Origin of the sequence: Sphingomonas sp. PP-CC-1A-547, from assembly GCF_003610375.1 — a bacterium.
Lineage (GTDB): Bacteria > Pseudomonadota > Alphaproteobacteria > Sphingomonadales > Sphingomonadaceae > Sphingomonas.
On sequence record NZ_RAPZ01000004.1, the window covers coordinates 1 to 25,471 of the forward strand.

Annotated in this window: 19 protein-coding genes; 11 read left to right on the plus strand and 8 right to left on the minus strand. The window is 62.0% G+C overall.

Going from position 1 to position 25,471, the window contains the following annotated elements; translation table 11 throughout:
- The 4 genes from C8J39_RS00460 to C8J39_RS00475 form a co-directional block, all read left to right on the plus strand.
- The coding region (locus tag C8J39_RS00460) for a sensor histidine kinase (RefSeq protein ID WP_147420644.1) at positions 1-483 on the plus strand (483 nt) is incomplete at its 5' end.
- A gap of 91 nt (positions 484-574) precedes the next feature.
- Entirely contained in the window at positions 575-925 is a 351-nt protein-coding gene (locus C8J39_RS00465) for a response regulator (RefSeq protein ID WP_093401120.1), read from the plus strand.
- A 490-nt stretch (positions 926-1,415) separates the two neighbouring features.
- A complete protein-coding gene (locus tag C8J39_RS00470) occupies positions 1,416-1,841 on the plus strand; it encodes a PAS domain-containing protein (protein WP_120298860.1) in 426 nt (141 codons plus the stop codon).
- 114 nt (positions 1,842-1,955) lie between these two features.
- The gene (locus C8J39_RS00475; RefSeq protein WP_120298862.1) at positions 1,956-2,837 is read left to right on the plus strand and encodes a polysaccharide deacetylase family protein; all 882 of its coding nucleotides are present in this window, start codon (positions 1,956-1,958) and stop codon (positions 2,835-2,837) included.
- A gap of 14 nt (positions 2,838-2,851) precedes the next feature.
- Here the strand turns inward: C8J39_RS00475 and C8J39_RS00480 are convergent, their stop codons facing one another.
- On the minus strand, positions 2,852-3,322 hold the full coding sequence (locus C8J39_RS00480; protein ID WP_120298864.1) for a nucleoside deaminase: 471 nt from the start codon (positions 3,320-3,322) through the stop codon (positions 2,852-2,854).
- Between the two features lie 205 nt (positions 3,323-3,527).
- On the opposite strand from C8J39_RS00480, the gene C8J39_RS00485 reads away from it, so the two are divergent.
- The 4 genes from C8J39_RS00485 to C8J39_RS00500 all read left to right on the plus strand — a co-directional run bounded on the left by C8J39_RS00485 (position 3,528) and on the right by C8J39_RS00500 (position 10,129).
- The gene (locus C8J39_RS00485) at positions 3,528-4,232 is read left to right on the plus strand and encodes an RNA polymerase sigma factor (RefSeq protein ID WP_235525677.1); all 705 of its coding nucleotides are present in this window, start codon (positions 3,528-3,530) and stop codon (positions 4,230-4,232) included.
- Positions 4,216-5,142 carry a FecR domain-containing protein gene (locus C8J39_RS00490; RefSeq protein ID WP_165895353.1) on the plus strand — a complete coding sequence of 309 codons (927 nt, stop codon included), beginning with the start codon at positions 4,216-4,218 and terminating at the stop codon, positions 5,140-5,142. The genes C8J39_RS00485 and C8J39_RS00490 overlap by 17 nt, the downstream gene beginning before the upstream one ends.
- A gap of 121 nt (positions 5,143-5,263) precedes the next feature.
- Complete coding sequence (locus tag C8J39_RS00495; protein ID WP_243650278.1) at positions 5,264-8,029, plus strand: TonB-dependent siderophore receptor; 2,766 nt, start codon at positions 5,264-5,266, stop codon at positions 8,027-8,029.
- Between the two features lie 78 nt (positions 8,030-8,107).
- Complete coding sequence (locus C8J39_RS00500; protein ID WP_120298870.1) at positions 8,108-10,129, plus strand: hypothetical protein; 2,022 nt, start codon at positions 8,108-8,110, stop codon at positions 10,127-10,129.
- On the opposite strand, the gene C8J39_RS00505 is transcribed toward C8J39_RS00500, so the two are convergent.
- Both C8J39_RS00505 and C8J39_RS00510 read right to left on the minus strand, forming a co-directional pair.
- Entirely contained in the window at positions 10,126-10,797 is a 672-nt protein-coding gene (locus C8J39_RS00505; RefSeq protein WP_056420984.1) for a DUF6445 family protein, read from the minus strand. The genes C8J39_RS00500 and C8J39_RS00505 overlap by 4 nt on opposite strands.
- Positions 10,794-12,302 (minus strand): tryptophan halogenase family protein, encoded by a 1,509-nt coding sequence (locus C8J39_RS00510; protein WP_120298872.1) that lies wholly within the window; start codon positions 12,300-12,302, stop codon positions 10,794-10,796. Before C8J39_RS00510 ends, C8J39_RS00505 begins: the two co-directional genes overlap by 4 nt.
- A gap of 390 nt (positions 12,303-12,692) precedes the next feature.
- Between C8J39_RS00510 and asd the strand changes: the two genes are divergently transcribed.
- Complete coding sequence (asd, locus tag C8J39_RS00515) at positions 12,693-13,565, plus strand: archaetidylserine decarboxylase (protein WP_120298873.1); 873 nt, start codon at positions 12,693-12,695, stop codon at positions 13,563-13,565.
- A gap of 231 nt (positions 13,566-13,796) precedes the next feature.
- Here asd and C8J39_RS00520 read toward each other — a convergent pair whose 3' ends face one another.
- The 5 genes from C8J39_RS00520 to C8J39_RS00540 all read right to left on the minus strand — a co-directional run bounded on the left by C8J39_RS00520 (position 13,797) and on the right by C8J39_RS00540 (position 22,808).
- A complete protein-coding gene (locus C8J39_RS00520; RefSeq protein ID WP_120298875.1) occupies positions 13,797-15,296 on the minus strand; it encodes a tryptophan halogenase family protein in 1,500 nt (499 codons plus the stop codon).
- Entirely contained in the window at positions 15,293-16,327 is a 1,035-nt protein-coding gene (locus tag C8J39_RS00525) for a cupin-like domain-containing protein (RefSeq protein WP_120298877.1), read from the minus strand. The genes C8J39_RS00520 and C8J39_RS00525 overlap by 4 nt, the downstream gene beginning before the upstream one ends.
- Positions 16,320-17,021 carry a SapC family protein gene (locus tag C8J39_RS00530; RefSeq protein WP_120298879.1) on the minus strand — a complete coding sequence of 234 codons (702 nt, stop codon included), beginning with the start codon at positions 17,019-17,021 and terminating at the stop codon, positions 16,320-16,322. The genes C8J39_RS00525 and C8J39_RS00530 overlap by 8 nt, the downstream gene beginning before the upstream one ends.
- A gap of 55 nt (positions 17,022-17,076) precedes the next feature.
- On the minus strand, positions 17,077-20,349 hold the full coding sequence (locus C8J39_RS00535; RefSeq protein ID WP_120298883.1) for a TonB-dependent receptor: 3,273 nt from the start codon (positions 20,347-20,349) through the stop codon (positions 17,077-17,079).
- Positions 20,350-20,486: 137 nt separating this feature from the next.
- Positions 20,487-22,808 carry a glycoside hydrolase family 3 C-terminal domain-containing protein gene (locus tag C8J39_RS00540; RefSeq protein ID WP_243650279.1) on the minus strand — a complete coding sequence of 774 codons (2,322 nt, stop codon included), beginning with the start codon at positions 22,806-22,808 and terminating at the stop codon, positions 20,487-20,489.
- 134 nt (positions 22,809-22,942) lie between these two features.
- On the opposite strand from C8J39_RS00540, the gene C8J39_RS00545 reads away from it, so the two are divergent.
- Positions 22,943-24,184, plus strand: a complete 1,242-nt coding sequence (locus C8J39_RS00545; protein ID WP_243650280.1) for an MFS transporter — start codon at positions 22,943-22,945, stop codon at positions 24,182-24,184.
- Positions 24,185-24,188: 4 nt separating this feature from the next.
- Entirely contained in the window at positions 24,189-25,208 is a 1,020-nt protein-coding gene (locus tag C8J39_RS00550; protein ID WP_310793795.1) for a LacI family DNA-binding transcriptional regulator, read from the plus strand.
- Positions 25,209-25,471: the final 263 nt, after the last annotated feature.

The following is a 25,471-nucleotide window of genomic DNA, read 5'->3' on the forward strand; positions in this document are numbered from 1 at the left end:
GCTGAGGCTCGGGATGCGGTGTCGGGCCGCATCGCTAGCCTCGCGTCTGCGCACGAACTGCTGCTCAAGGACGAGATCGAAGGCGCGGCAATCGGCGAGATTGTCGAGCGGGTGCTGGCGCCGTTCATGGACAGCAACGGTCGACGGTTTTCCGCTGTCGGACCGACGATACGGCTGACCCCGGAAGTGACACTTGCGTTGTCTATGGCACTGCATGAACTGGCGACCAATGCGATCAAATATGGTGCGCTTTCGGCACCGGAGGGCCAGGTGACCATACGCTGGGACCTGAACGGCAATGCAACCGAACGCCGGCTTACCTTCTCTTGGACGGAGCAGGATGGTCCTATCGTTGCAATGCCAACACGAATTGGATTTGGTACGCGAATGATTGAGCGCGTCTTGTCACGCCACATCCGCGGCAAGGCGGAAATCCAATATCTGCCGGAAGGTGTTCGCTTCGCAATCGAAGCGCCGATCTAAGCTTTCGACCTTGTCTGACATTTATTAACCCCGTGGCGGGCCCATTGCGTGACCACTTTGGTTAAGAGCTCAGTTTATCGGGATCTGGCATATGTGCCATGTGCTCGTCATCGAGGATGATTTCCTCATCGCCGATCACATCATCCAACTGATCGAACGGGCTGGCGGCACATCCTTCGATCAGGCTGCCTCGCAGGATGAGGCAATCGATGCCGCGAGGTTGCGGCCTCCCTCCATCATCATGTCCGACGTCAATCTCTCAGCCGGTACCGGGCCTGCTGCGGTTGAAGCCATCATCTTAGAGCATGGGCCGACGCCCGTGATCTTCGTGACCGGCACGCGCGAAGCATGCCATGTAAGTCGGCCATCGATGATTGTTCTCGACAAACCGATTAACGAACAGGCTCTTATCGCGGCGTTCCAAAGCCTAGCGCCCGCCTGAGCCAGCAATCGCCGACCGATAGTGAAGCGAAGCTCTGCCAGTGATCCGGCCCATCTGAGGGCCGACAAAAGTCTAGTATTTAGCCCGACTTGAGGGCCGAACCTGTCACTGCTGCGTTGTTATAAACGTGGCTGGCTTCGGCGATAATAAGCGACAGGAGGGGTAGTGCATGTCTCAATCGCCGTTTCTAAATGATCCTCATATTGAGATGTCGAAGCACATTGTTGCGGCGGTTTTGTCCCCGATCGAGGAAGTGAGGGCTATACACCTGCGAGCAGCTGAGCACCTGTCACAGCTTGCAAGGGACAGCGGCGTTATTCGACCGAAAGGTCACGGCTCTAAGCCGTGGTAACTTGGCAAGTATACGGCCCCGAGGGGATGAGGTTGCGCATTGAACGGGAGTTAATACTAGACACCTCCAAATACCCTCTCTTTTGCCCGACCAACAATATACACAGTCGGCATAGCCGAACACCCGAGGAGGCCTGACATGGGCGATGCTCGGGCATGGGGATTCTTCGATAGCGATGCGCCTTTCGATGAAGAAACGCGTGCTCGACTTCTCGCCGAAGGCATTGTCAGGGCAACCTGGGAAAGCGCGCCAGACGGCTTAATTGAAATCGACAGCCCTAGTTGGCGGTTTTACACCGGTCAGAGTTTCGACGATTGGAAAGGCTATGGATGGCTGACTGCAATCCACCCTGAAGATCGGATAGCGACGGTTACACAATGGCGTAATACCGTTCAGGATCAGCAAGCGGTAGACGCAGAATACCGCCTTAAAGGACAGGACGGAAACTACCGCTGGATGCACGTTCATGCCGTGCCGCTGCGCGACGAGAACGGAAAGATCATAAAATGGTTCGGCGTCAATATTGATATTCATGACAGTAAAGCTAAGGGTATCCGGCCCTAACCCTGCGGGGGAACTCAGCCCTAAAAGTTACCGGTTTGAGAGCATTGGTGCCCGAAAATAGACATTTCGTGAGATCGCGGTGACGCCATTCGCTTGTCCGTGCGTTGCGCCGTCATGAGCAATCCGAACCATGACCGCTATGAATACCGCCCCATCACAAACCGGCCGGACTACGACTGGCCGGGTGGACGTCGCCTCGCTATCTACGTCGGGGTAAATTACGAGGTCTTCGACTTCGGTGGCGGTTTGGGGCCAAAGCTAGCGCCGTCTCAGACCGAACCTGACGTGATGAACTACGCATGGCGCGACTATGGCAATCGCGTGGGAGCATGGCGGCTTTTCGATCTCTTTGATCGGTTGAAGCTGCGGACCACCGCACTGCTCAACGTCGACGTGCTCGATCGTTGCCCCGGCTTGGCAGAAGCATGCAGTGATCGTGGCGACGAGATTGCGGCGCACGGCAGCACCAATGCGAAGGCGCAGGGGAACATGTTCGGCCTGCGCGAGGATAGCTTGATCACAGACGTTACCGAGAGGTTAGCGACGCTCGGTATACGACCGTCTGGCTGGTTGGGGCCTTGGATTTCAGAAAGCAAACACACGCCGGATCTGCTTGCCAAGAACGGCTACCGTTACGTGCTCGATTGGGCGCACGACGATCAACCCACCCGACTCTCGACCAAATATGGCGGGCTTCTCTCCGTTCCTTACTCTCAGGAAATTAACGACCTCCCCGCAATCATCGAGCGCCACCAAGAGGCAGAGACGTTTGCGGCAATGATACGCGCAGGCGTGGAACAACTGTTGTCCGAATGCGACCGGCGGCCGCTCGTCCTTGGTATCGCGCTCCACCCCTTCATCATGGGGCAGGCACACCGCGTTCCGGCACTTGCCCGCGTCCTGACGGAGCTTCGGGAAGCGGACGATCCCCGTATCTGGTGGACGACCGCCGGCGACATCGCCGGCCATGTCGAGGCGCATGGCCTCGCGGTCTGACCGCCTGTATCACACTAGCTGACGGCACGTGCGTGGAGTGCTCGGACCTCGTCGGCAAAGTCGGGCACCGGGCCAGCCACGTCCGCATCCGGCACCACGTCGATGATGCGCAGCAGGGCGATCCCGAGCGAGGGCTTGCCCAGCTCCTGCATCCAGTGACTGAGCTGTGGCGTGGACGTCGCGTAGACAATACGGCCCAACCCGACGAGCCCATGCGCCGCTGCACACATCGCGCAATGTTCGCCGGAGGTGTAGACGACAGCATGTCGCCGCTCCTCGGGCGTCAGGTGTTCGGCCGACCAGCGCGCGATCGCGAACTCGGGATGACGCGTGGCGTCGCCACCGCCCGTCCGGTTTCGGTCCTCGAACAATACGGTTCCGTCTCGCGATACAAGGATCGAGCCGAACGGTTGATCTCCCGCGTCGACCGCTTCTGTCGCCAACTCAACGCACCGTTGCAGATGCCGTATGTCCACGTCGTTCATGAAATTTCCTTGAGAAAACGGCCGGCAACGGCGGGCGGTATACAGACGTGGGGATCAGCGTCGAAAGCGAGCCCCTGCTGCTAGCGAAGCAACTGACTGCAATCATTTGAAAAATGTCGGTCAGGGAAGGGTTCCGATCGGCGCCGATCTAGCCCCTACCATGTAGGTTTTCGAGGTAGTTCCAATAAATTAGCGATACTCTGCCATGGCAGAGCTTTCGACGCCGATCCACAACCGGCGTCATCGAATGATGGGAGCACAGATTTGGTCTTCGCTCGGTAAAACCGTGACGGAAATATCGGGGCCATGCATCTATGCTGTGGTCAGGAGTGAAATGAGGCACGTAACTACCGAACTCGTAAACTGGGTTGCCCGGCAGATTCTGCCGCATGAGCCCGAGTTGCGACGGTGGCTCCGGGCCGGATTTCCTGGTGTTGATGTAGATGATGTCGTCCAGGAAGCCTATTGCCGGTTGGCGGCGTTGGCAGATTTCAAGCGTGTAGAGGATCCGCGTCGTTATCTGTTTCAGACAGCACGCAACGTGGTTCTGACCGAGCTACGCAGAGCTCGAGTCGTGCGTATTGAGGCCGTTGGAACCATTGCCGATCTCGAACTTGCGCTAGCTGCCGACCATCTTTCACCTGAACGTATCGTCGCAGGGCGGGGACTATTAGCGAAAGTCGAACATCTTCTAGCCGCGCTTCCAGAGCGAAGCCGAACCATCTTTCGCATGCGAAAGGTCGAAGGACTGTCGCAGCGGCATATCGCAGAAGAATTGGGCGTGACTGAGATGATCGTTGAGAACGATCTGGCACGGGGATTAAAAATTATCCTTAGTGGCCTTTCAACAGATGACAGGGCAGACTTGCCATCGCGAAACGAAAGGAACCGCAATGCGCGACCATCCTGACGCTATCGACGTTGCTGCAGCGCGGTGGGTCGCGCGGCTGGATCGCGCACCAGACGATGCGAACTTGGCAGGCGAGATCGACCGTTGGTGTGCAGAACATCCGCGCCACGTTGGTGCCTTGCTGCGTGCCCGTGCTGTTTGGAGTGGGTTGGACGCGGCCGATGCCCGCATAGTAGCGAGACCGTTATTATCTCGTCGGCGAGTACTGACGGTCAGCGGGGGCTTAGCGGTTGCTGCCGCGGCCTTAGGCGTGGTCTGGCTAGAAACGCACGGCAGTGTGGGCATAGAAACAGCAGTCGGCGAACGCCGTCTAGCCAAGCTTGAAGACGGATCAACCATCGTTCTCAACACCGCCAGCCGGACTCGTGTGCGAATGACGCCGGAGCAGCGGTCGGTAGCGCTTGACGATGGCGAGGCCTGGTTCGCGGTAGCAACGGATCATGCTCGACCGTTTGTGGTCTCTGCGGGCGACGTGCGGGTTCGTGCGGTTGGAACGGCCTTCGCGGTTCGCCGTTATCTGGGCCGCGCTGAGGTGACGGTAACGGAAGGGCGTGTTCGAGTCTGGTCGGTTGCTGCTCCAGAACGCTTCGTCATGTTAAGCGCTGGCAAGCAAGCAAGCGTAGCAGATGTGTCCGGTACCGCCGAAACCGTCGTCGCAAATGCGAAGCCCGCCGAGTCATTAGCATGGCGACAGGGTGAAATCATACTCGATGGTATGACTTTTGGCGACGCTGCAGCCGAATTCAACCGGTACAATAGGCGACAATTATCCGTCGATACACAACTAGCCGACCGCAGGATCGTGGGTTGGTTTCGCACCGATGATCTGGACGGGTTCGCACGCGCGGCTGCGATAATGACGGGTGCGAAGATCGAGAGAGACGGCACTGATTTACGGATCGTAATATAAATCTCGAAAATCCTGACGGAAACAGTAGCGCGACGCATCTTCTCCTGCAGACGCGCTAAAGACGCAGTCGGCCGATCGTAAGGGGAGGATTATTATGCGTTCGCAGTTCTATATGGGCCTTATGTTGACCAGCGTCGCGGTTGCCGCATCGCCAGCAGTTGCTTTCGGACAGACCCGAAACTTTGATGTCGCCGCCCAGTCGGCATCGACCGGTATCGTCGCATTCGCACGCCAGGCGGGCATCCAGATCATTGCGCCTGAAGACGCTACGCGCGGTCGACGGATCGTCGCAATCAAGGGCAATCTTGCAGTCGCCGACGGCCTCCGCCAGATCGCTAACGCCTCTGGTCTCAAGATCGTGTCATTCAATGGCCGCACGGCTGTGCTCGCGAATGGGGTTATGGCGACACCCCGCTCGACAACTCAAGTATCAACCGCAGTTGCGCAGGATACAACCGCCCCAACTGCGGTGAGCGCATCTGACGAGAACGCGGACATCGTCGTCACGGGGCAAACAACCCGTAACCGAGCTCTAATAACATCGTCAGCTGATATTACGCTAGCGTCGCGCGCCGATATCGACCGCAAGGCTCCGCGATCGACCGCGGACATGCTCGAACTGATCCCCGGCATCTTCGTGGAGTCGACCGCGGGCGCCGTATCGAACAATTATTCGGTGCGCGGCCTGCAAGGCGGCGGCCAGCGCTTCATCCAGCTGGAAGAGGACGGCATGCCGATCCTGTACAGCGGCGGCGGTGCCGACTTCTTCTTCGACCAGGACCTGACGATCGATCGCCTCGAAGCGGTGAAGGGCGGCTCGTCGGGTGTATTGACCGTCAACGGTGCCGGCGCGACGATCAACTTCATTTCGAAGACGCCGAACTTCACGCGTACCGAAGCGATGGCGCGCGGTAGCTATTACAATTACGGCCAGAAGCGCGGCGAAGTGTATCTGTCGTCGCCTATCACCGACAAGCTGGCGTTCAACGTCGGCGGCTATTTCCAGTCGAGCCCTGGCGTGCGCGACAACCCGTTCGACTATCGCGGCTGGCGCATCAAGGGCGCGCTGGAATATCGCCCCGAGGCCGGTGGCTATATCCGCATCTCCGCCAAGGGCGGCGATATCGAGAATGCCTTTTATGCGGATCAGCCGTACCGCTTCATTGATGGCGAGCCGAGCGGAATCCCGAGCCTCAGCACGCAGTTCGGCAATGTCGGCGGTGATGCGTTCAAGAGCATCCAGGTCCCGGTCTCGACTTTCGCGCATCCAAGCGGCTTCCGCGAATTTCGCTATCAGGATGGCATCAAGGCGAAGACGGCGCAGTTCCGCATCGACATGGAAACGCCGGTCAGCGACAGCGTCAACCTGTTCCTACACAGTCGCTACCTGAAATACTCGTACGACTTCAACGGCCTGTTCCCCGGCTCGGGCACCGGGAACGCCGGTCTGACCAGCGCCGTCAACTATCTGACGCCCGGCGCCGGTTCGCCGATCAACGACCTGCTGACCGCGGGGCGAACGGCGTTTCCGACCGCGACGCGCTTCGGCATCCGCAACCTGCGGACCGGCACGGTGCTGGGCAGCAACCAGACCACGGACCTGAATGCGCTGAACGGCAACGGCTTCCTCCAGCGCACGACGCTCAATCACGATTACATCGACGGCAAGGATTTCGGTCTCAACGGCGGCGGCACGTGGGAATATGAGAGCGGCGGTTTCAAGAACTCGCTGACCGTCGGCGCGATGTATTACGACGTGACACGCGAGCAGGACCAGTCGGCGACGGCCAGCGTCGTGAACGACGTGCGGTCGAACAGCGACATCTACGACATCGTTGCGCTGAACGCGGCTAATGGCGTCGTCGGTACGCTGTCCGATAACGGCCTGGTTTCGTATGGCGACTGGGGCGCTGGCATCCGCACGCGCAAGGACTCCACCGTCTCGTTTTATGCCAATGACGAGTTGTCGATCGGCGACCTGCATCTCGACGGCGGCATCCGCTGGGAGCGCGACTCTGCGACGTTCCTGGACGGTCAGGCAGCGGCGGTGAACCAGCCGGTGCAGCCAAACGTGCCCGGCCTCATCCGCACGGTCGGATCGACCTTCGACGGGACCTTTGCACGGACGCAGCGGACGCAGTCGAAGGCAGCGTACACCGCCGGCGCGAACTATCAGTTTACGCCGAACCTCGCGATCTACGCGCGCTATGCGAACGGTTTCCAGACCAACAACACCGATCCTATCACGACGATCGAGCTGTACGAGGCTGGTGTCCGCTATCAATACCAACGCTTCATCAGCGGCTCGGCGACGATTTTCCAGACGAACTTCAAGAATCAGAACTACAATTTCGCCAACCCAACCAACCCATCGCAACAGCAGAACATCAACGCCGACCTGCGCACGCGCGGAGTCGAAGTGGATGTGAACGTCCGTCCGATCACGTGGTTCTCGGTGGATTTCCAGGGCGTGTTCCAGCAACCCAAGCTGCTCAACCTCGAGATCGACGGCGTCAGCCAGGGTGCGCAGTACGAAGGCAACCGCCCCGAACGCACGCCCGCCAAGCTGTTCACGATCACGCCAGTGATCAAGCTGCCGAATGGCTTGGGCGAAGTGTACGGTCGCTACAAATATGTCGGGCGCATTTTCGCCGATGCCGGCAACGGGGTCGCGCTCCCCAGCTACGGCGTGACCAGCGCGGGGATCACGATCAACGTCAACGACCGGATCCAGGCGAACTTCAACGCCGACAACATCTTCAACGTCGTTGGCCTGACCGAGGGCAATCCGCGCCAAGGCCAGACACAGGCGGTAACCGATGGCTATTTCTATGCCCGCGGCATTGTCGGCACGACCTATGGCGGATCGGTCACGCTGAAATTCTGATCGAACGACGATGTGAGGGTTCAAACGGGGCGGCGAGCAGACAACTGTTCTGCCGCCCCTTTTTGCGGAGTGACAATCATGAAGACGATAGCGCGCATGGCGATGGCGGGTGGCCTCGCTCTCCTCACCTGTGCCGCGGCGCCGGTTACGGCTCGACCGGAGCTTGCGTATCAGCTGACCGAAGGAAAAAACCTCAACGCCTTCGTCCGCGACAAGGCGGTGGCGGCGCATGTCCTGCTGCGCAACGGTGACGATCCGCGCATCCTGGTAGCGTTTCCTGCGGGCAACAGCGGCGTCGGCCTGTGGTTCGCGAACACCCCACGCCCCGTGACCTGGCGGCTGGACCAAGCACCGCTACCGCTGAACCGCGGGAGCCTACACGGCATCGTCGCGGTAGCGACCACCGATGCGGCGCGGTTGGTTCCACAGCAGGCGGTGTTGTCCAACATCCGCTTCCTGCGTGACTATCAGGCGGTCGGTACGTTTCCCAAGGAGCTCGCCGCGACGTCTGTAATCGCCGGGGACACGATCACGTGGCGCCGCAAGCGCCTCGACGGCGCAGCAGGCTATGAACTGACGCTGCGGGTTGTCGAGGGGCGGATCGACCAAGGCGCGATCATCGCCGGCGCGAACGGGCAGATCCGGTTGGAGATCACGGCGCTGACCGGCGACGGACCGCTGACCCCGATCCCGGCGGCGGAGTTGCTCAATGCGACAGCGGCCGCTGATCCCGCCGCGCGCAACGCGCTTGCGTTTCTCAGCTACCGGGAGAAGTTCTTGGCGGGTTCCTGGCGCTTCGATACCTATTTCGGACGCGACACGCTGATGTCGTTGCGGCTGCTAATGCCGGCGCTCAAACCCATCGCGATTGAGTCGGGCCTCAACGCGGTCATCGCGCGATTGTCGCCCGGCGGCGAAGTCGCGCATGAAGAAGGGATCGGTGAATTTGCGATCCTCGCCAATCGCAAGGCGGGCCGCAGCGGTGATGCCGCCGAACTCGACTATGGCATGGTCGACGACGATTACATGCTCGGGCCGGTCGCCGCCGACTATCTGCTCGGGGCGGGCAAGCAGCGCGCGTCCGCCTATCTGGCCGCGCCGCTCGCGAGCGAGAGCCAGCCGGGGCACCGCGAGCCGGTCGGTGCGGCGCTGGTCCGCAATCTCCGCTTCGTGCTGGCGCAGGCGAGTGCGTTCGCCGCAGCCCCATCGGCCCGCAACCTCGTCACGATCAAGCCCGGGCGGATGACCGGCGAGTGGCGAGACAGCGAGGAAGGCCTTGGCCGCGGCATTTACGCGTATGACGTGAACGCCGCCCTAGTCCCCGCGGCGATCGAAGCGGCAGATCGCCTCGCGCAGGCCGGACTGCTCGACAGATATCTGTCGGCGGGCGATCGCGCGGCGTTTGGGCGGGCCGGCACGATGGCCGAAGTCTGGCGGACAAAGGCACCCGCGCTGTTCCGCGTCGAAATTCCTGCTGCAACGGCCGCGGCGGACGTGCGGCGCTATGCAGCGACCCTTGGCGTGCCCGCAGCACCGGTGCTGGCGGCACTGGGCAAGGCCCCGGTCGTATTTCATGCGCTATCTTTGGGCGCCGATGGCGCGCCGGTTAAGATCGTCAATTCGGACGAGGGTTTTGCGCTGTTGTTCGGGCGACCGTCCTCAAACGATCTCGATACCTTTGTGGGCGGGATCATGCAGCCCTTCCCGGCGGGTCTGATGACCGACATCGGCTTGCTGGTAGCTAATCCGGCGTTCGCCGATAGGGCGGCACAGGCGCGCTTTACGCCCGCGGCATATCACGGCGCAGTCGTCTGGTCGTGGCAGCAGGCGTTGCTGGCGGCGGGGCTTGAACGCCAGTTGCAGCGGACTGACCTGCCCGCGGCGACCCGGACGCGGCTCAGGACGGCACAGGCGGCGTTGTGGCGCGCGATAGCGGCAGGCAGGACGATCCGCGGATCGGAACTCTGGTCGTGGACGTACAAAGACGGCGGCTACCGCATCGTCGCCTTCGGTGCAGGCAAGGCCGATGTCGACGAATCAAACGCGGCGCAATTGTGGAGCACGGTCTATCTCGCCGTGCAGCCGCCGGAGGCTCGCTAACCGGCGAAGAAGCCAGTGATCGTCAGGCGTCCGGTTTGCGGGTCGGACGCCAGCGACGTGCCGTCCGCGATCTCACCCGAATGCAGCAGGCTGCTGCGATACAGCAGCGCCCGATTGTACACGCCGTCGATGCGCGCGATCCGTTCGAACAGCGGCGTGTCGCCGGCGATATAGGACTCGGGTGCGCCGTGCTTCGCCAGATCCCGGTTGAGCGCGGCGAAATAAGGATCGCGGCGACTGGCGTCGATCGTCTCGAACCCGGTCGAACGATGCCGGTAGAACGCGGTACCGCCGGTTTCGTCGGGCACGAGATAATGGATCAGCGCCAGCCGTCCGGGCTCCACCGCATCAACGTGCGGCAGGCGTTGCTCGATCGACAGCGCGGACGGCGCCATCGTCACGATCGAGAAGCGCGCCTCCAGCAGCGACAGCCCGGCCGACATCCCAAAAACCTGCTTCGCGATCGTCGCGATGAGCGCCCCTTGATCACGCATATAGCTATCGGGAAGCGACGCGGCGATTCCGGGGTAATGTCGTCCTGCCGGGCCATAATCCTGCGTCGCGGCAAAAACTCGCAGCGCGTGGGGATCGGGGACGAAGTGGTCGATGACGACCACCGGCTCCCCTTCCGTACCGATACGGCGCGCCCGCACGTCGGGCGTCGTCATCTCCCGGCGACCTGCGGGGCAACGAGCGCTGCGATGGCCGCGTCATGCAAGGGCAGCGTGGGCGTCGCGCGCGCGATGACCGTCTCGATCTGGTTGAGCTGGCGGCGGTTTGTCGCCGCATCGAGGGTATCGGCCAACGGCGCATGGCCCAAGGCGCCCACCCCCTGCCCCTCCAGCACCGCGAGCCAGCTTGCCTCGCGGAACAGTTCGTCGGCACTCAACATCAGACGTCCGGCGCGCGTATATTGCGCGATCTTGTCGACCAGCGTGGGAGGCGGCGTCATATGGCGAGTGTGTTGCCAGAGCGGCGCGTCATGGCCCTGCGTGGCGTGATAGTGCAGGATCAGAAAGTCGCGGATGCCGTCCATGTCACGTGCGAACAGCGTGTTGAACTGACGCGCCAGTACGGGGTCGCAATCGGCATCCGGGAACAGCGTGATAAGCTTCGCGATACCGCTCTGGATCAGGTGGATACTGGTCGACTCGAGCGGCTCGAGGAACCCCGATGACAGCCCGATCGCGACAACATTGCCGCGCCATGCCTCGCGCCGGAACCCTGCGGTAAAGCGCAGCATTCGTGGATCTGCCAGCGCTTCGCCGTCTAGGTTGGAGAGCAGGGTCGCCACCGCCTCGTCGTCCGACACGAAACTGCTTGCATAGACATAGCCGTTGCCGGTGCGGTGCTGGAGCGGGATCCGCCACTGCCAGCCGGCGGGGCGCAGCGTCGACCGCGTGAACGGTGTCGTTGCGGCGATGCGCGCGCACGGCACGGCGACTGCACGATCGCAGGGCAGCCAATGCGACCAGTCCTCGAACCGAGCGCCCATCGTCTCGCCGATAAGCAGCGCACGAAACCCCGAGCAGTCGATGAAGAGATCGCCCTCCAGCCGCTCGCCCCGGTCGCTCGTCAAGGCGGTGACGAAGCCGGTTTTGGGATCACGCTCGATATCGCGCAGCAGGCCCTCGTGCCGGACGACGCCGCGTTTCTCGGCAAGTTGGCGCAGGTGGCGGGCGTAGAGGCCGGCGTCGAAATGATAGGCATAGCCGAGCGTCGACAGGATCGACCGCGGATCGTCCACGGGCTTCGCGAAGCGGCCGGCGGCGGCAAGCTGCGCGGCGAGTGAATAGGTTGAAAGCGGCCGATCAAGCCCATCCCCCTTGGCCCGCAACCAGTGCTGATGGAACGGTACTGGTCCAAGATCGACGCCGTAACGACCAAACGGGTGGAAATACCGCGTGCCGGGTCGCGCCCAATCGACGAATTCGATGCCGAGCTTGAAACTCGCTTTCGTCGCCGCGACGAACGCCTCCTCGTCCAGTCCGATCAACTGGTTGAACCATTGGATCGTCGGGATAGTCGCTTCGCCGACACCGATGGTGCCGATTGCGTCAGATTCGAGGATGCTGATGTTGACCAGGTCGCCGAACGTGGCGCTCATGGCCGCGGCGGTCATCCACCCCGCGGTTCCTCCGCCAAGGATGACAAGACGTTGCACGCGCTTCATGCCACGCAGTCCTGCGCAATTTCTCTTGGATAGCAAGCTGCTTCCTTACTCATGCCGGCGCGACGGTTAGCGTCGATAGATACCCATTGGCCTGCAGTCCCGGTTGGCCAGCGGCGTTTTACCGGCGCGTGATCGATCACTCGCGTAGACTGGCAGCGCGCACGCAGCGGGCCAGTGGTTCGGGCCCGTGAAGGGACCCATAAGTCGCCATTCGAGTGCCCTTCCCGGCTCCCTATCTTCCGCCATTCGTTCAGCTTGAGACGGTGTCGGTTTCAACACCTGTCCTGTCTCCTTCCCGCGATCAGGATGTCTCGTCTCTCAGCGCGAATTGCGTGGTCGACCTGACGGTTCAAAGCCCTACAAGGACGGTGTCGACGCTCTGAGGTTTTGATGTCCGATCGCCTGCCGGTCCTACTCCAATACATCCTGCCTAAGCAGCGCCTCACCGCGCTGGCAGGCCGGGTCGCCAGAGCGCATGGGGGTGCGATGACAACCTGGCTTATCCGCTGGTTTGTTGGTAAATATTCCGTCGATATGAACGAAGCCGCGGATGCGGACATTCGGAGCTACAAGAGCTTCAACGAGTTCTTCACCCGCCCCCTCAAAGCGGGGTTACGTCCAATCGCGGCTGCCGACTTTGTATGTCCAGTCGACGGCGCAATTAGCCAGTTCGGCTCGATTGATGACCATCACATGCTACAAGCAAAAGGGCATCGGTTCACCACGACGCAGCTTGTTGGCGGCGACGCCACACTGGCCAATCAGTTTCGCCACGGCAGCTTCGCAAACCTGTACCTGTCCCCCAAAGACTACCACCGCCTTCACATGCCATGCGATGGCAAGCTTACGCGCATGATTTACGTGCCGGGTAAGCTCTTTTCAGTAAACCCTGTCACAGCACGCGGTGTACCGAACCTGTTTGCGCGCAACGAGCGAATAGTTTGCGTCTTTGAATCGGTAGAGCATGGCCTATTCGTCATGGTGCTGGTTGGCGCCACCATAGTTGGAAGCATGGCGACTGTGTGGCACGGTGTAGTCAATCCAAAGCGCACTAACAGGTCGTCGGAGTGGGCATATGCCGACCAGGACATCGTGCTAAAAAAGGGTGAGGAAATGGGCCGCTTCCTCCTTGGCTCAACGATCGTGATGTTGTGGAAGCGGGGCGCGATTGCGTTCAACGAAGACTGGGTGCCGGAACGGAATGTGCGCCTGGGCGAACTGATGGGCAGCGCGCAACCTGAGCTTCTTGCGCCGTTGGCCTAGAGCGAAAGACCCACTTCCGGACATTCCGGTGCCCATTTTCGCTTTCCAACTTCGGACGCTCGTTCATCTTGAGAGAGGGTGCGGCGCCGCCTTTTGAAACGGGAGCGCGGATGGCTGATAGAAATCAGTGGCCTGTGGATATGGACACTTTTTCTGGAGAACACCTTCTCCTCACATTAGAGTATTCCCCTCATGTGAGATATCCGTCCAAACAAGCGGCTACGTAATGCATCAGCCGTCAGCCGGGCAATACCGGGCTAGGAAGTCGCAATGTCGCGGTAGCAGCCGCACCGTACTTGCTATTCCTCTGGAAAGGTCTTCGAAGGAGGTTCGCAACTCCTGTCCCTTGATGATGCTGGCGATGCGATGATGCGCGCGGGGTACGACGCCTTGCCCGAGCATGACTGAGACCCAGGAATCGATCCTGAACAGGTCGTCCTGTCCCTGCCAGGCGCCAGCGGTCTTCGTGAAAAGTGCGATCCGCTCAGCAAGGCTGTCAGGAATGGTCATGCGCGCGCAGTCCCGCCAGAACGCCGAATCGTCGCGTTGGGTGACGTGGTAATGGAGGACGATGAAGTCGCGCACATGCTCCCACTCGTGTCGCGATTGCGCGTTAAAGCGCGAGGCCAGTGCACCGTGATCGTCGCCACGGAATGGGAACAGCTGGATCAGGCGAATCACCGCATTCATGATCAGATGGATGCTGGTCGACTCAAGGGGCTCGATGAAGCCCGCTGCCAGGCCCAGCGCGATACAATTCCGGTTCCAAGCCAGCCGTCGCATTCCCGAACGGAAGCGCAGCGGTCGCGGCTCGAACAGCGGGCGGCCATCCAAAGCACCTATCAACGTTTCGTGCGCCTCGTCGTCACTCATGTGCGCGCTGGAATAGACGAGACCGTTGCCCGTCCGCGTCTGCAGCGGGATCTGCCAGCGCCAGCCGGCACCGTGTGCGATCGCACGCGTGTACGGCACGGGGGGCCCGACCGTCTCCGTCTGCACGGCGAGCGCCCGGTCGGTCGTGAGCCATTCCGACCAGTCCTCGAATCCAGTCTCAAGCGTGCCTTCGGTCAGCAGTGCGCGGAAGCCGGTGCAATCGACGAACAGGTCGCCAGCGATCCGCTCGCCTGAGGCGAGGACGAGCGCGGCAATATCGCTCCCCTCGCCGTCACGCTCGACCCGCTCGATGCATCCCTCGACGCGGCGGACGCCCCAGGGTTCGGCCAGCGTGCGCAGGAACCGCGCATAGGCGGTCGCGTCGAGGTGATAGGCATAGGCCAGCGAATGCTGCTCGTCGTGACCGAAGAGGCCAGCGCCGGCTGCCTGCTGTTCGAGCGAATAGTCGCCGTACGCCCCACCGAACCCGCGTGCGCGTGCCTCCAGCCAGAAATGCTGGAAGTCGGCGATCGCCACCGACCTGCCGATGCTGCCGAACGGATGGAAATATCGGTCTCCGACCTGGCGCCAATTTTCGAATGCGATGCCCAGCTTGAAGGTCGCCTGCGTGGCACGCATGAACGCCGCTTCGTCGATGCCGAGAAAGGCGTGAAAGCTGCGCGCTGTCGGAATGGTGGACTCGCCGACGCCGACGGTGCCGATCTCGTCCGATTCGACGAGTGTCACATCGACTAGCGATCCCAGTTGCCGCACGATCGCTGCGGCGGCGATCCATCCGGCCGTGCCACCGCCGGCGACCACGACGCGGGTACGTGGAGGTTCAGACGTATCATTCATCGGTTCAGCCTGTGCAGCAGGTAAGCGCGCAACTGGCGTGCAGCATGCTCGTCGAGCGGCGCAAGCGGTCCGCGTGCCGGTGGCGGCAGATGCGCCGCGACCGCCTCCGCATCGCCGAACACGTAATGATCGAACATCACGCGCCACGCGCGCTTCTCCTGCGCTGGCCGGTCACGCAGGCTGAGCAGCGCGTGCAGTAGCGTATCCATCGGCGTGTCCATGAAGGCGGGCGCCGCGTTCCACCAATAGTTCACCAGCACGTTGAAGTCGTCGAGCGCCTCAACATGGTGCCACCACAAAGCCGGGTAGACGAGGACGTCGCCGGCCTCCAGATCCGCCACCGATCCGGCGGCGACAGCGGCAGCAAAGCGTGGATAGGCATCGAGATCCGGCGCGGCGAAATCGACCATGCTCACCACCTGCCCCCCGGGAGTCGGCGAGAGCGGGCCGGGATAGAGGTTGGCGACCTGATCCGGTGGGAACAGCGTGAAGCGTCGCCGTCCGACTGCGCAGATAGCCGCGTTGTTCGACATGTCGTGGTGTGCGGACGCGACCGTGCGGTTGCCAATCCAGATGCTGGCGAGCGGCGGGTGGCGATCGAAGACGTCACCGTGCGGCACCAGATCGTTCTCGGCGCGGAAGCCGGGGAGATAGGTGTCGAGATCGGTGGAGCCGATATAATAAGCGGGTGCCCCGGCGTCGCCGAGATGACCGAGCACATGATTGAGGAATTCGCCCAGAGCGATCCGCTTTGCGGCGAAGTTCATCGCAGTCGCAGTCTCGTCATAATGGAAGCGTCCCCTGATCGCGGGATCGCCGACATAGCCGGTGACGGGACGGCCAGCGTCGAACCGGCGCAGATAGGCGGCAGCCTCTTGCGGCGACCTGCGTCCGGCCTGGACCAGCGGCCAGTCGGCGGCGAGCCCGCGCAGGATCACCGGCTCTTCTGTCGCTATCAACGCGTCCAAATCGAGGACACCGGAGTGATCGATCTCGCGGACGGGTCGCGATACCCGCAAGCTCTCAGTCATGAAGCTCTTTCCGCAGCTTCCGATCGATCAGGTGGCGAAGATTGCCGAGCGATGAGGCAATCCAGAACGCAGGACGCAAGAAGTCGTCGCGGTGGAGCCGTGCCAGGATATCGCCGTCCAGCGCAGCCAGCTTCCCCGCATCGACAGTGAAGCGATCGGGAATGTCATAACGACGCCCGTCGGCGAGATCGAGTTGCAGCGTGGCGGGTTCGAGCAGGCCGGCGGCGGCGAACGCGTCGAACATCGCCTTCTCGGTCTCCAGACCGACATAGATCCGCTGCAGCATCGCTGAGACGTGATCGAGCAACGGCGCGTTACCGCCGAGCTCGCGGAACACCGGCTCGCCGTTATCGACGATGCGCGGATGGTCCGGATCGACGTGGATCATAGGTTCGCCATCGGCACCCGAACCGATCGAGAAGGGACCGCGGGCCCGTGCCGCAGGAACGTACCGCGCGTCCCACTTCTCGCCGTCCAAGAACAGATTCTCATCCGGATCGAGCCCCAACAGGACGGTCGAGAATAGGACGCCGTGCTCGTCGCGACGCAGCAGGATCGCATAGTCGCGCTGCAGTTCCTCGAACTCGGCCGGGAAGACGCGCGTCTGGTTGATTGCATCGCCGTAGCGCGCGTGATGACCGACCGCGACACGCAGGTCGCGGTGGTCGATGTTGTTAAGAAGTACCGAGGCCATGAGATGATCCTAGACGAGGAAGGCCGCTGTCGTCAGCGGCCTTCTCGCCGCTTGGTCAGAAGCGGTATCGCGCTCCGACCAGATACCGTGCGGACCCTTCCGACAGGTACCAGATGTTGCTCTTGTCGCGGCCGTAGGAGCGCACGCCCTCCTCGGTGATGTTGATCGCTTCGAACCCTAGCGCAAAACGCGAGGTGAGGTCGAAGTTCACCGACAGGTCGAGCTGACCATAGGGCGCGGTGAACACCGGATTGCGATCGCCGCCGCGGTTTATGCCACTGAGGAACTTGTCGCGCCAATTGTACGACATGCGTGCCGAGATACCGTTCTTGTCGTATATCAGCGTGGCGTTGGCGGTATCCGACAGACCGACCAGCGCGAACGTGTTCACGCTCGGATCGGCCGCGATGTCGATGCCGATGTTGCCGCGGACCAGCGTATAGCTCGCTGCCACGCCGAAACCTGTATCCCCAAGGAAATACTGCCCGGCGAGTTCGACGCCGTAGATGTGCGCGTCCTGGTTGTTGATCGGCGTATTGACCGCAAAGTTGAATAGCGGATCCTGCCCGTTGGCGGTGATATCGTACTGGCCGAGGATCTGATCGACGAACCCCTGGTTCAACGCGCGGCTCTGCGTGTTGTAGTTTGCCGCGAACTGGGCGTTCGTCGTCGCGACGTTGCCCGCATTCTGCTGCAGCAGCGCCGTGTAGGTGAACAGGTTCACGTCGGTGATGTCAGCGTTGAACGTACCGGCGAGCTGCTCCCGCGCGGTACCCGAACGCGTCCCGGCGGTGCCCGAGGTGGGATCGCGCAGACCGAACAGATTGCGGTTGACCACCGTCTGGCCGATGAAGTTATGGACCTTCTTGTTGAAGAAGCCCGCCGACAGGAACACGTCCTTGCGCGGGTACCATTCGAGCGAGACGTCGATGTTGTCCGACGACAACGGATCGAGATCGGTGTTGTGCGCAGTGCCGGTCGCTATGCCACCGATCGCCGTCGGGCGGCCCGGACCGGCGACGTTGGTCGAGGCGAACAGGTCGCCGTAACCGGCACGCGAGATCGTCTTGCTGTACGAGGCGCGGGCGAAGAGGTTGTCGACGACCTCGAACTTGGCATCCACCGACGGCAGCCAGTTGCTGTAACCGCCACGCGACGACAGCGTCTGCCGATCGGCGGTGTTCAACACGAAGAAGTCGTTGTCCGCAGTCCACACGACCGCGGTCGGCACCGGCTGGAGCGAAACCGCACGCACTTTGGTGTTCTCGTAACGTACGCCGGCAACCAACTGCGCGTTGTGATCGAACAGTTTGCCGTTCCAGGATCCCTGGACATAGCCCGACCAGATGTTCTCGCGAACGCGGTTGTCGTCGTTCGCGTCGATGTTGTCGGCATGGTTCACGCCGTCATTCGTCGCGCCGAGATAATAGTCGTGCAGCGTATTGTAGAGCTTCGTCGCATCCTGCGTACGGAATGCCACAAGCGTATTGGCGTCCGGATTTCCGTCGTTGTGCTCGAACTTGCACACGTTGCAGAATTGGAACACCTGACCGGGCGCAAGGCGCGCGATGTCGGGCGGCAGCGAGTTGCCCCAGTCACCCAAGACCTGGCGCGTGTTGTACTGCGTCTGACGTGTGTTCGTGGTGCGATAATCAGCACCTGCGTCGAGGCGGAGCTGATCGTTCAGTGCCCATCCGGCGTCGGCGCGCAATTCCTTGACCCGCTGCGTCTGATTGGACGCGAACTGACGCTGGACCGCGCTCGACAAATCGCCGAGATCGATCACGCCGTTGCCGTTGCCCTTGATGAAGGACTGGCCGTTGGGCGTGGTGCTGACCGAACCGTCGTTGATCGCGATCGTCTGCTGCGGGAAGCCATCCTTGCCCAGCGTCAGCGAATGCGCGGCGACGACCGGAGCGTTGAAGGCGACGGTGGTCGAGGTCTGGCCATTGGGATTGTCAGGCGAGCTGTCCGCCCGACCGATGTGACCGTCGATCGCCAGCGAGAAGCGATCGGTCGGCTTCCATTCGATATTGCCGCCGAAGTCGTACAGCTTGTTCTTTTGCGCGCGATACGCCTGTTCGAAGGCCTCGTCCTTCACGCCGTTGATCGTTTCCGACAGGAAGCTCGTCGTCGCGATGCCGTTGCTTGCGTCGTCGAACGTTACCACGCCGAACGGGCGGTTGAACCAGTTGGACTGGGTCGAGCGACGTTCCGACTGGCGCAACTGCGCATAGAGGCCGTCTGCAGTGAAGGTCAGCGTGTCGGTCGGACGGAATTGAATGACGCCCGACACGTTGATGCGCTCGCGGCTCGCCTCGGAGAAGTGATAGCGCGAGTCGTTCGGCACGGAGACCAGGACGTTGCCGTTGGTCGGACGGTTGTTGATTACCGTCTGACCGTTGACGAAGCCGTTGCCGGGATTGAGGAAGTCGGTCAGCGACCGGATGTTCCAGTTGTCCGGCGCGACGCTGGAGAAGCTGAAGTTGCGCTTCTGGTAGCTGCCGAACAGCGACACGCCGAAGCGCTGGTTGGGATCGCTCCAGCTGGCGGTGCCAGACACCTCTGGCGTTACCCGCGCGCCGCAGTCGAAACAGTCAGACGAGCTGTTGTCGTAGCTGCCCTTGACGCCGAGCGAGCCGAGCAGACCCGTGTCCTTCGAGTCGAGCGGACGACGGCTGACAACGTTCACGGCCGCGCCGATGCCACCCGAGGGGATCGCAGCGCGGCCGGTCTTGTAGACCTCCAGCGTCTTCACGCCTTCGGAAGCGAGGTTGGAGAAGTCGAACGAACGGCCGAAGCCGCCGGCACCGTCGCCGCCCTGGTCACCGCCCACCGCGACGATGTTCGACGTGGCGAGCTGGCGGCCGTTGAGCGTGACGAGATTGTACTGCGCGCCGAAGCCGCGAACCGTGACTGTCGAGCCTTCGCCGTTGCGGCGATCGATCGACACGCCGGTGATGCGCTGCAGGGATTCCGCAAGATTAGTGTTGGCGAACTTGCCGATGTCCTCGGCGCTGATTGCATCAACGACGCCGAACGAGTCCCGCTTGATCGCGATCGACCGCTCGAGCGAGGCGCGAACGCCGGTCACGACGATCTCGTCGCCTGGGGCCTGATCGGGCATCGCGTTGGTCGCAGTCGCGCCGGTCTCAACCTGCGGAGCGCCTGGCGACGTATCGGCTTGTGGTGTGCCCTGTTGGGCCTGAACGGTCGGAGTCGGATCTGGAGCGGCCTGCGCATTCGCGAAGCCGGGCATCGTCAGCCCCGCCACCAACGCGAATACCGACGTCGAGCGCGCGAACGCTGACGGAATAGAACCCCTCATACTCATCCTCCCTGACCGGCATGTCCCTACCGGTGTATGATTTTGGCGGTGTAACCCCGCGTTGCTCAACCGTGCTTCCGTCCGACATCGATGTCAATCGGCGCGTGACATCGACGTCATACATGGGCGGATTTGTTTCAAGGTGTGTCAAAAGCAGCACGGCCAGACGCAAGGCGCCGGTCAGTCAGAATGACCGTCCCTGCGCCGATCGTCGTCTGTGCGTCCGTTGCGAGTTTGAGCGCATACGCGCCGCCCTTCACGCGCCAGCCGGCGGCTTCCCACCGCGCCAACGCTCGTGGGTCAGCGGTGATCGTCACGTTTCTGGTCTCGCCAGCCGCCAGTGTCTGACGTGACCAGCCGACCAACCGAGGCGCTCCGCCGTCCGGCGACGTTGCGTACAGTTGAGGTACGGCGGTGCCGGTACGTGCAGTCTGATTGGTGACGGTGAACGTCACACTGGCATTGGTCCCGCCCGAAAACCGTGGGTTGCCGATCTTCGTGCTCGCATAGCTCAGTCCGAAGCCGAACGGGAACAGCGGCGTGTCCTTGCGGGTGGCATACCATCGATAGCCGACGTTCGCCCCCTCCTGATAGGTGACGGGATAGGCCGGAAGCAGGCTGGCATCTCCGGCACCGGCATTGGCCGAGGCATCGTTGCTGGTCGCGCCAGTCGGCGAAGTCACCGGCCGAGGACGGGGGAGCTGCTCGATCGTCCGGGGGAAGCTGATCGGCAGACGGCCCGATGCATCGACCTCGCCGAACAACACGCGCGCGATCGCCTCACCGCCACGCTGCCCAGGATACCAGGCTTCGACGATAGCCGGTACCCGCGCGGCCCACGGCATTAGCACCGGTCCACCGGTCTCCAGCACGACGATCGTGCGTCGGTTGGCGGCGGCGACCGCGTCGATCATCGCATCCTGATTATCAGGAAGCGACAGGGATGGCGCATCCTGCGCTTCGGTCTGCCAATGCGTTGCAAACACGATTGCGAGGTCGGCGGTGCGGGCCGCCTTGGCGGCGGCGGCCGGGTCGGTGCCGTCGACGAACGTCACCTGCGCGTTCGGCGCCAGGGCCTTGATGGCGCGCAGCGGCGATGACGAATGATAGGTAACCCGTGCGAAAGACGCTGCCGCGCCGGTCTTGAGCGGGATCTCGATCGGCACGCCGCCGACCGAGCGAACCTGGGACGAGCCGCCCCCGGACAGCACGCCGACGTCGGCATGGCCGCCGATGACCACGATCGACCGTACCGTCTTTGCCAGCGGCAAAAGACCGTTCTCATTCCTGAGCAGGACGATCCCGGCCTCGGCGGCACGCTGTGCAATCTCTGCGTTCGCGGCATAGTCGATCGGCTGTGCGGAAGTGGGCGTGGGATTGTCATAGAGGCCGCTGGCGATGACCCCGGTCAGGATGCTGCGTACCATGTCGTCGAGCCGTGCCGTCGAGACCTGCCCGGCAGCGATGGCATCCGCAAGCGGCGTGCCGAAGTAAACTTTGGCATCCAGTTCCTGGCCTGACTCCTGATCGAGCCCGGCGTTGGCTGCCTTCTCCGTTGAGTGTACGGCACCCCAGTCGGACATGACGAACCCTGGATATTTCCAGTCCCTGCGCAGGACGTCGGTCAACAGAAACTTGTTCTCGCAAGCATAGTCACCGTCGATGCGATTATACGCGCACATCACTGATCCCGGCTTCCCATCCGCGATCGCGATCTCAAACGCCAGCAGGTCGCTTTCTCGTAATGCCGTCGGATCGATCCGCGCGTCGAGAACCGCTCGCCCGGTCTCTTGGCTGTTCAGGACGAAATGCTTGATCGTCGAGACGATATGGTTTGACTGGACGCCTTGGATCGACGCCGCGCCCATGACGCCTGTGAGCAGCGGATCTTCGCCAAGATACTCGAAGTTTCGCCCGTTCCACGCATCACGCGTCAGGTTTACGCCGCCCGCAAGCAATACGTTGAATGTCTTCGCCCGCGCTTCGCTGCCGATCATCGCGCCCCCGGCATAGGCGATGGCGGGATCGAAACTCGCGGCGGTGGCAAGGCTCGCGGGAAGCGCAGTGGCCACATCTCCCTTGCGCTGCTCGACCTGATTGGCAACGCCCAGCGACGCATCGCTTTCGCGCAACGTAGGTATGCCCAGACGAGGGACTCCGGGCACGTAACCGGCGGACGGAATCATGTCGGACGTCATCGGCTTTGCCATCGGCGGAAATATGCCGTGAACATACCGCAGCTTTTCAGCCTTGGTCATCGCCTTCACGAGAGCGTCGGCTCGAACCGCCGCGGTCCTCGTCGTATCCCGCCAGATCTCGGACGTGCGTGTACCTGTTCCGCCGCCCGCCTTCGACGCCGACGTCTGCGCAGGCGCCACTCCCGGCAGAGTCTGCGCCGACAGCGCCATCGGCGCGACGCTCAGCAGCGCGCATGCGATGCGCGGAAATCCCGTGCTCATCGTAGATATCCTCCCATGCCGCATTTTCCCGAGCGGCTTGGCAGCGTGATCGCCAACTCCGACATCGATGTCAATGCGAAGCATGATGCCGTCGTCATACATTGCGCAGCAGCGCCGCCTTGCTAGGATGAGGCGTGAACACGAACAGCATGCCCCTTGCGCCCGCTACCGGCGAACAGCGCGCAACTCTGCTGTTCCAGCTTTGTATAGGCGTCTATTTTCTCGGCGGATTCCTTAACTCGCTTGTCGGATTGCTGGTGCCCCGGTTGCGGATGATCGAAGGGCTGAACCACACGCGCTCGCTGCTGGTGCAGTTCGCGTTCCATTCGAGCTATCTCCTCTTCGCCGTACCGATCACCGTGCTGGTGGTGAAGTTCGGCTACATGCGAAGCATCGCGGCGGGGCTAGCCGTCATCGCGCTCGGTTGCGGCCTGCTGGCCGCATCGCTCGGGTCGCTTGGATACACGACGGTTCTACTCGCGCTCCTAGCCGTCGCCGGTGGTGTCACCTTCCTGCAGATCGCCGCCAACATAGTCGTCCCGGTTGTCGAACCAGCACGCCGCGCCGTTTCGCGATTGACCTTGCTGCAGGGCTTCAACTCGCTTGGTACCGTGCTCGCGTCTTTGGCAGGATCCACACTGCTTCTCGGGACGGGTCGGCAACGATCCGGCGATCTGGCAGACCACATACGGGTTGTTCTGCCGTTCCTTGCGGTTGCGCTGGTTGCACTTGTGCTTGCCGCAGCCTTTATCAGCCGACGCGACCTGTTGCGCGCGTCCTCAACGCCGCGTCGCGTGCCGCTCTCCGGCATCGTCGGCGTGCTGTCGAATCGACGGTTGCTGGCAGGTGGCGGCGCGATGTTCGCCTATGTCGGCGCCGAGGTCACGATCGGCACACTGCTCGTGGAATACCTGTCCATGCACGACATCCTGGACGTCTCGCCGGTCGCGGCGGGGCAACTCGTAGGTCTGTACTGGACAGGTGCGTTGGTCGGTCGACTGGTAGGCGCGCGCTACCTCACCCGCTATCGTGCGCCGACGATTCTGCTCGGTTGCGCGATCGTCGCCGTCGGGCTCGTTGCGGTGGCGATCGGTTTGCAGGGGCCGGTGGCCGCCGCGGCGCTGCTCGCAGTCGGGCTGTTCAACGCTATCATGTATCCAACGATCTTCGCGCTTTCGCTGCCCGATGATCATTCCACCGCCACCTATGCCTCGATGCTTTTGTGCATGGTCGTCGTCGGCGGCGCCATCATCCCGTTGCTGACCGGCGTCCTCGCGGACGCGGCCGGCTTGACGATGTCATTCATGCTCCCAGGCGCCTGCTACATCGTCATCGCGGCGTTCGCGTGGTGGCGGCATCGAACATGGGATTTATAGCACGATGATGCCGCCGGTCACCATCAAGGATGTCGCGCGCGCTGCAGGCGTGTCACCGAAGACTGTTTCTCGGGTGATGAACGCGGAGGCGCATGTTCGGCCAGCGGTGCGGGACCATGTCCTGCGGGTCGTCGCGGAACTGGGTTATCGCCCGAACGCCTACGCCCGCAGCCTGTCTAGTTCGCGGTCCTACCTCATCGGATTGTTCTTCGACGATCCGGCATCGGGGTACGCCGCGGAGGTACAGCTGGGCGCGATGGCCCGCTGCCGCCATCACGGCTATCATCTTGTGGTCGAACGGATCGACCGCGACGGGCTCGAGCCGCTCGACGAGGTATCGAGAACGTTGCAGGCATTGCAGCTCGCCGGGGTCATTCTAACGCCGCCGATTTGCGACTGGTCCGATCTCACCGACCTGCTCGATCAACGCGGCATCCCTGTCGTGAAACTGAATTCATCACGAACCGGCTCGTCGGCCGCGGTGATTCATATCGACGACTATCAGGCTGCCCGCGATATGACCGATCACCTCATCACGCTGGGGCATCGCGACATTGCGTTCGTTCAGGGAATCGTATCGCACGATGCGGCTGGCAAACGACTAGCGGGCTTTTGCGACGCGATGAGTTGCGCGGGGATCGGCATCAGGGAAGCTTGGGTTCAAGCCGGCGACTTCAGCTTCAGGTCGGGTATGGCGGCCGGCGACGCGATTCTGTCGACCAACGATCGTCCCAGCGCCGTGTTCGCCGCCAACGACGAGATGGCTCTGGGTGTTCTGGTCAGCGCCGCGCGCAGGAACATTGCCGTACCCGGGGCCCTGTCCGTCGTGGGCTTCGACGATGCGCCTATTTCTCGCATGGCGTGGCCTCAACTGACGACCATTCGTCAACCCAATGCCCTTCTTGCAAGTGTGGCCATCGATATCCTGGCCGACCCCTTGTATCAACAGGTCGGCGACCGGCCCGCACGATCGATTCAGGTACCATATACTTTTATCGGGCGTTCAAGTTCGGGACCGGCTTAACGTACGAAACCAGGCTAGCCGAAAGCAGCTCCAATATTTAGGTGCTTGGCATCGGCGACCAACCTTATGGTTACAGTGTGTCGCTCATGAGCCATGATCTGAAGCATCAAGACCCACAAGATGGTGTATCGCGGCGGCTGCATTTCGACAGCAGATGAGATTTGCAGCCCCTTCACGTACGATGCCTGGATCGGGGTCGACCTGACCTCGTGCATCGAGGGAAGGAGTGAGAGCGATGACGCATTTCGTGGGTCTGGACGTCT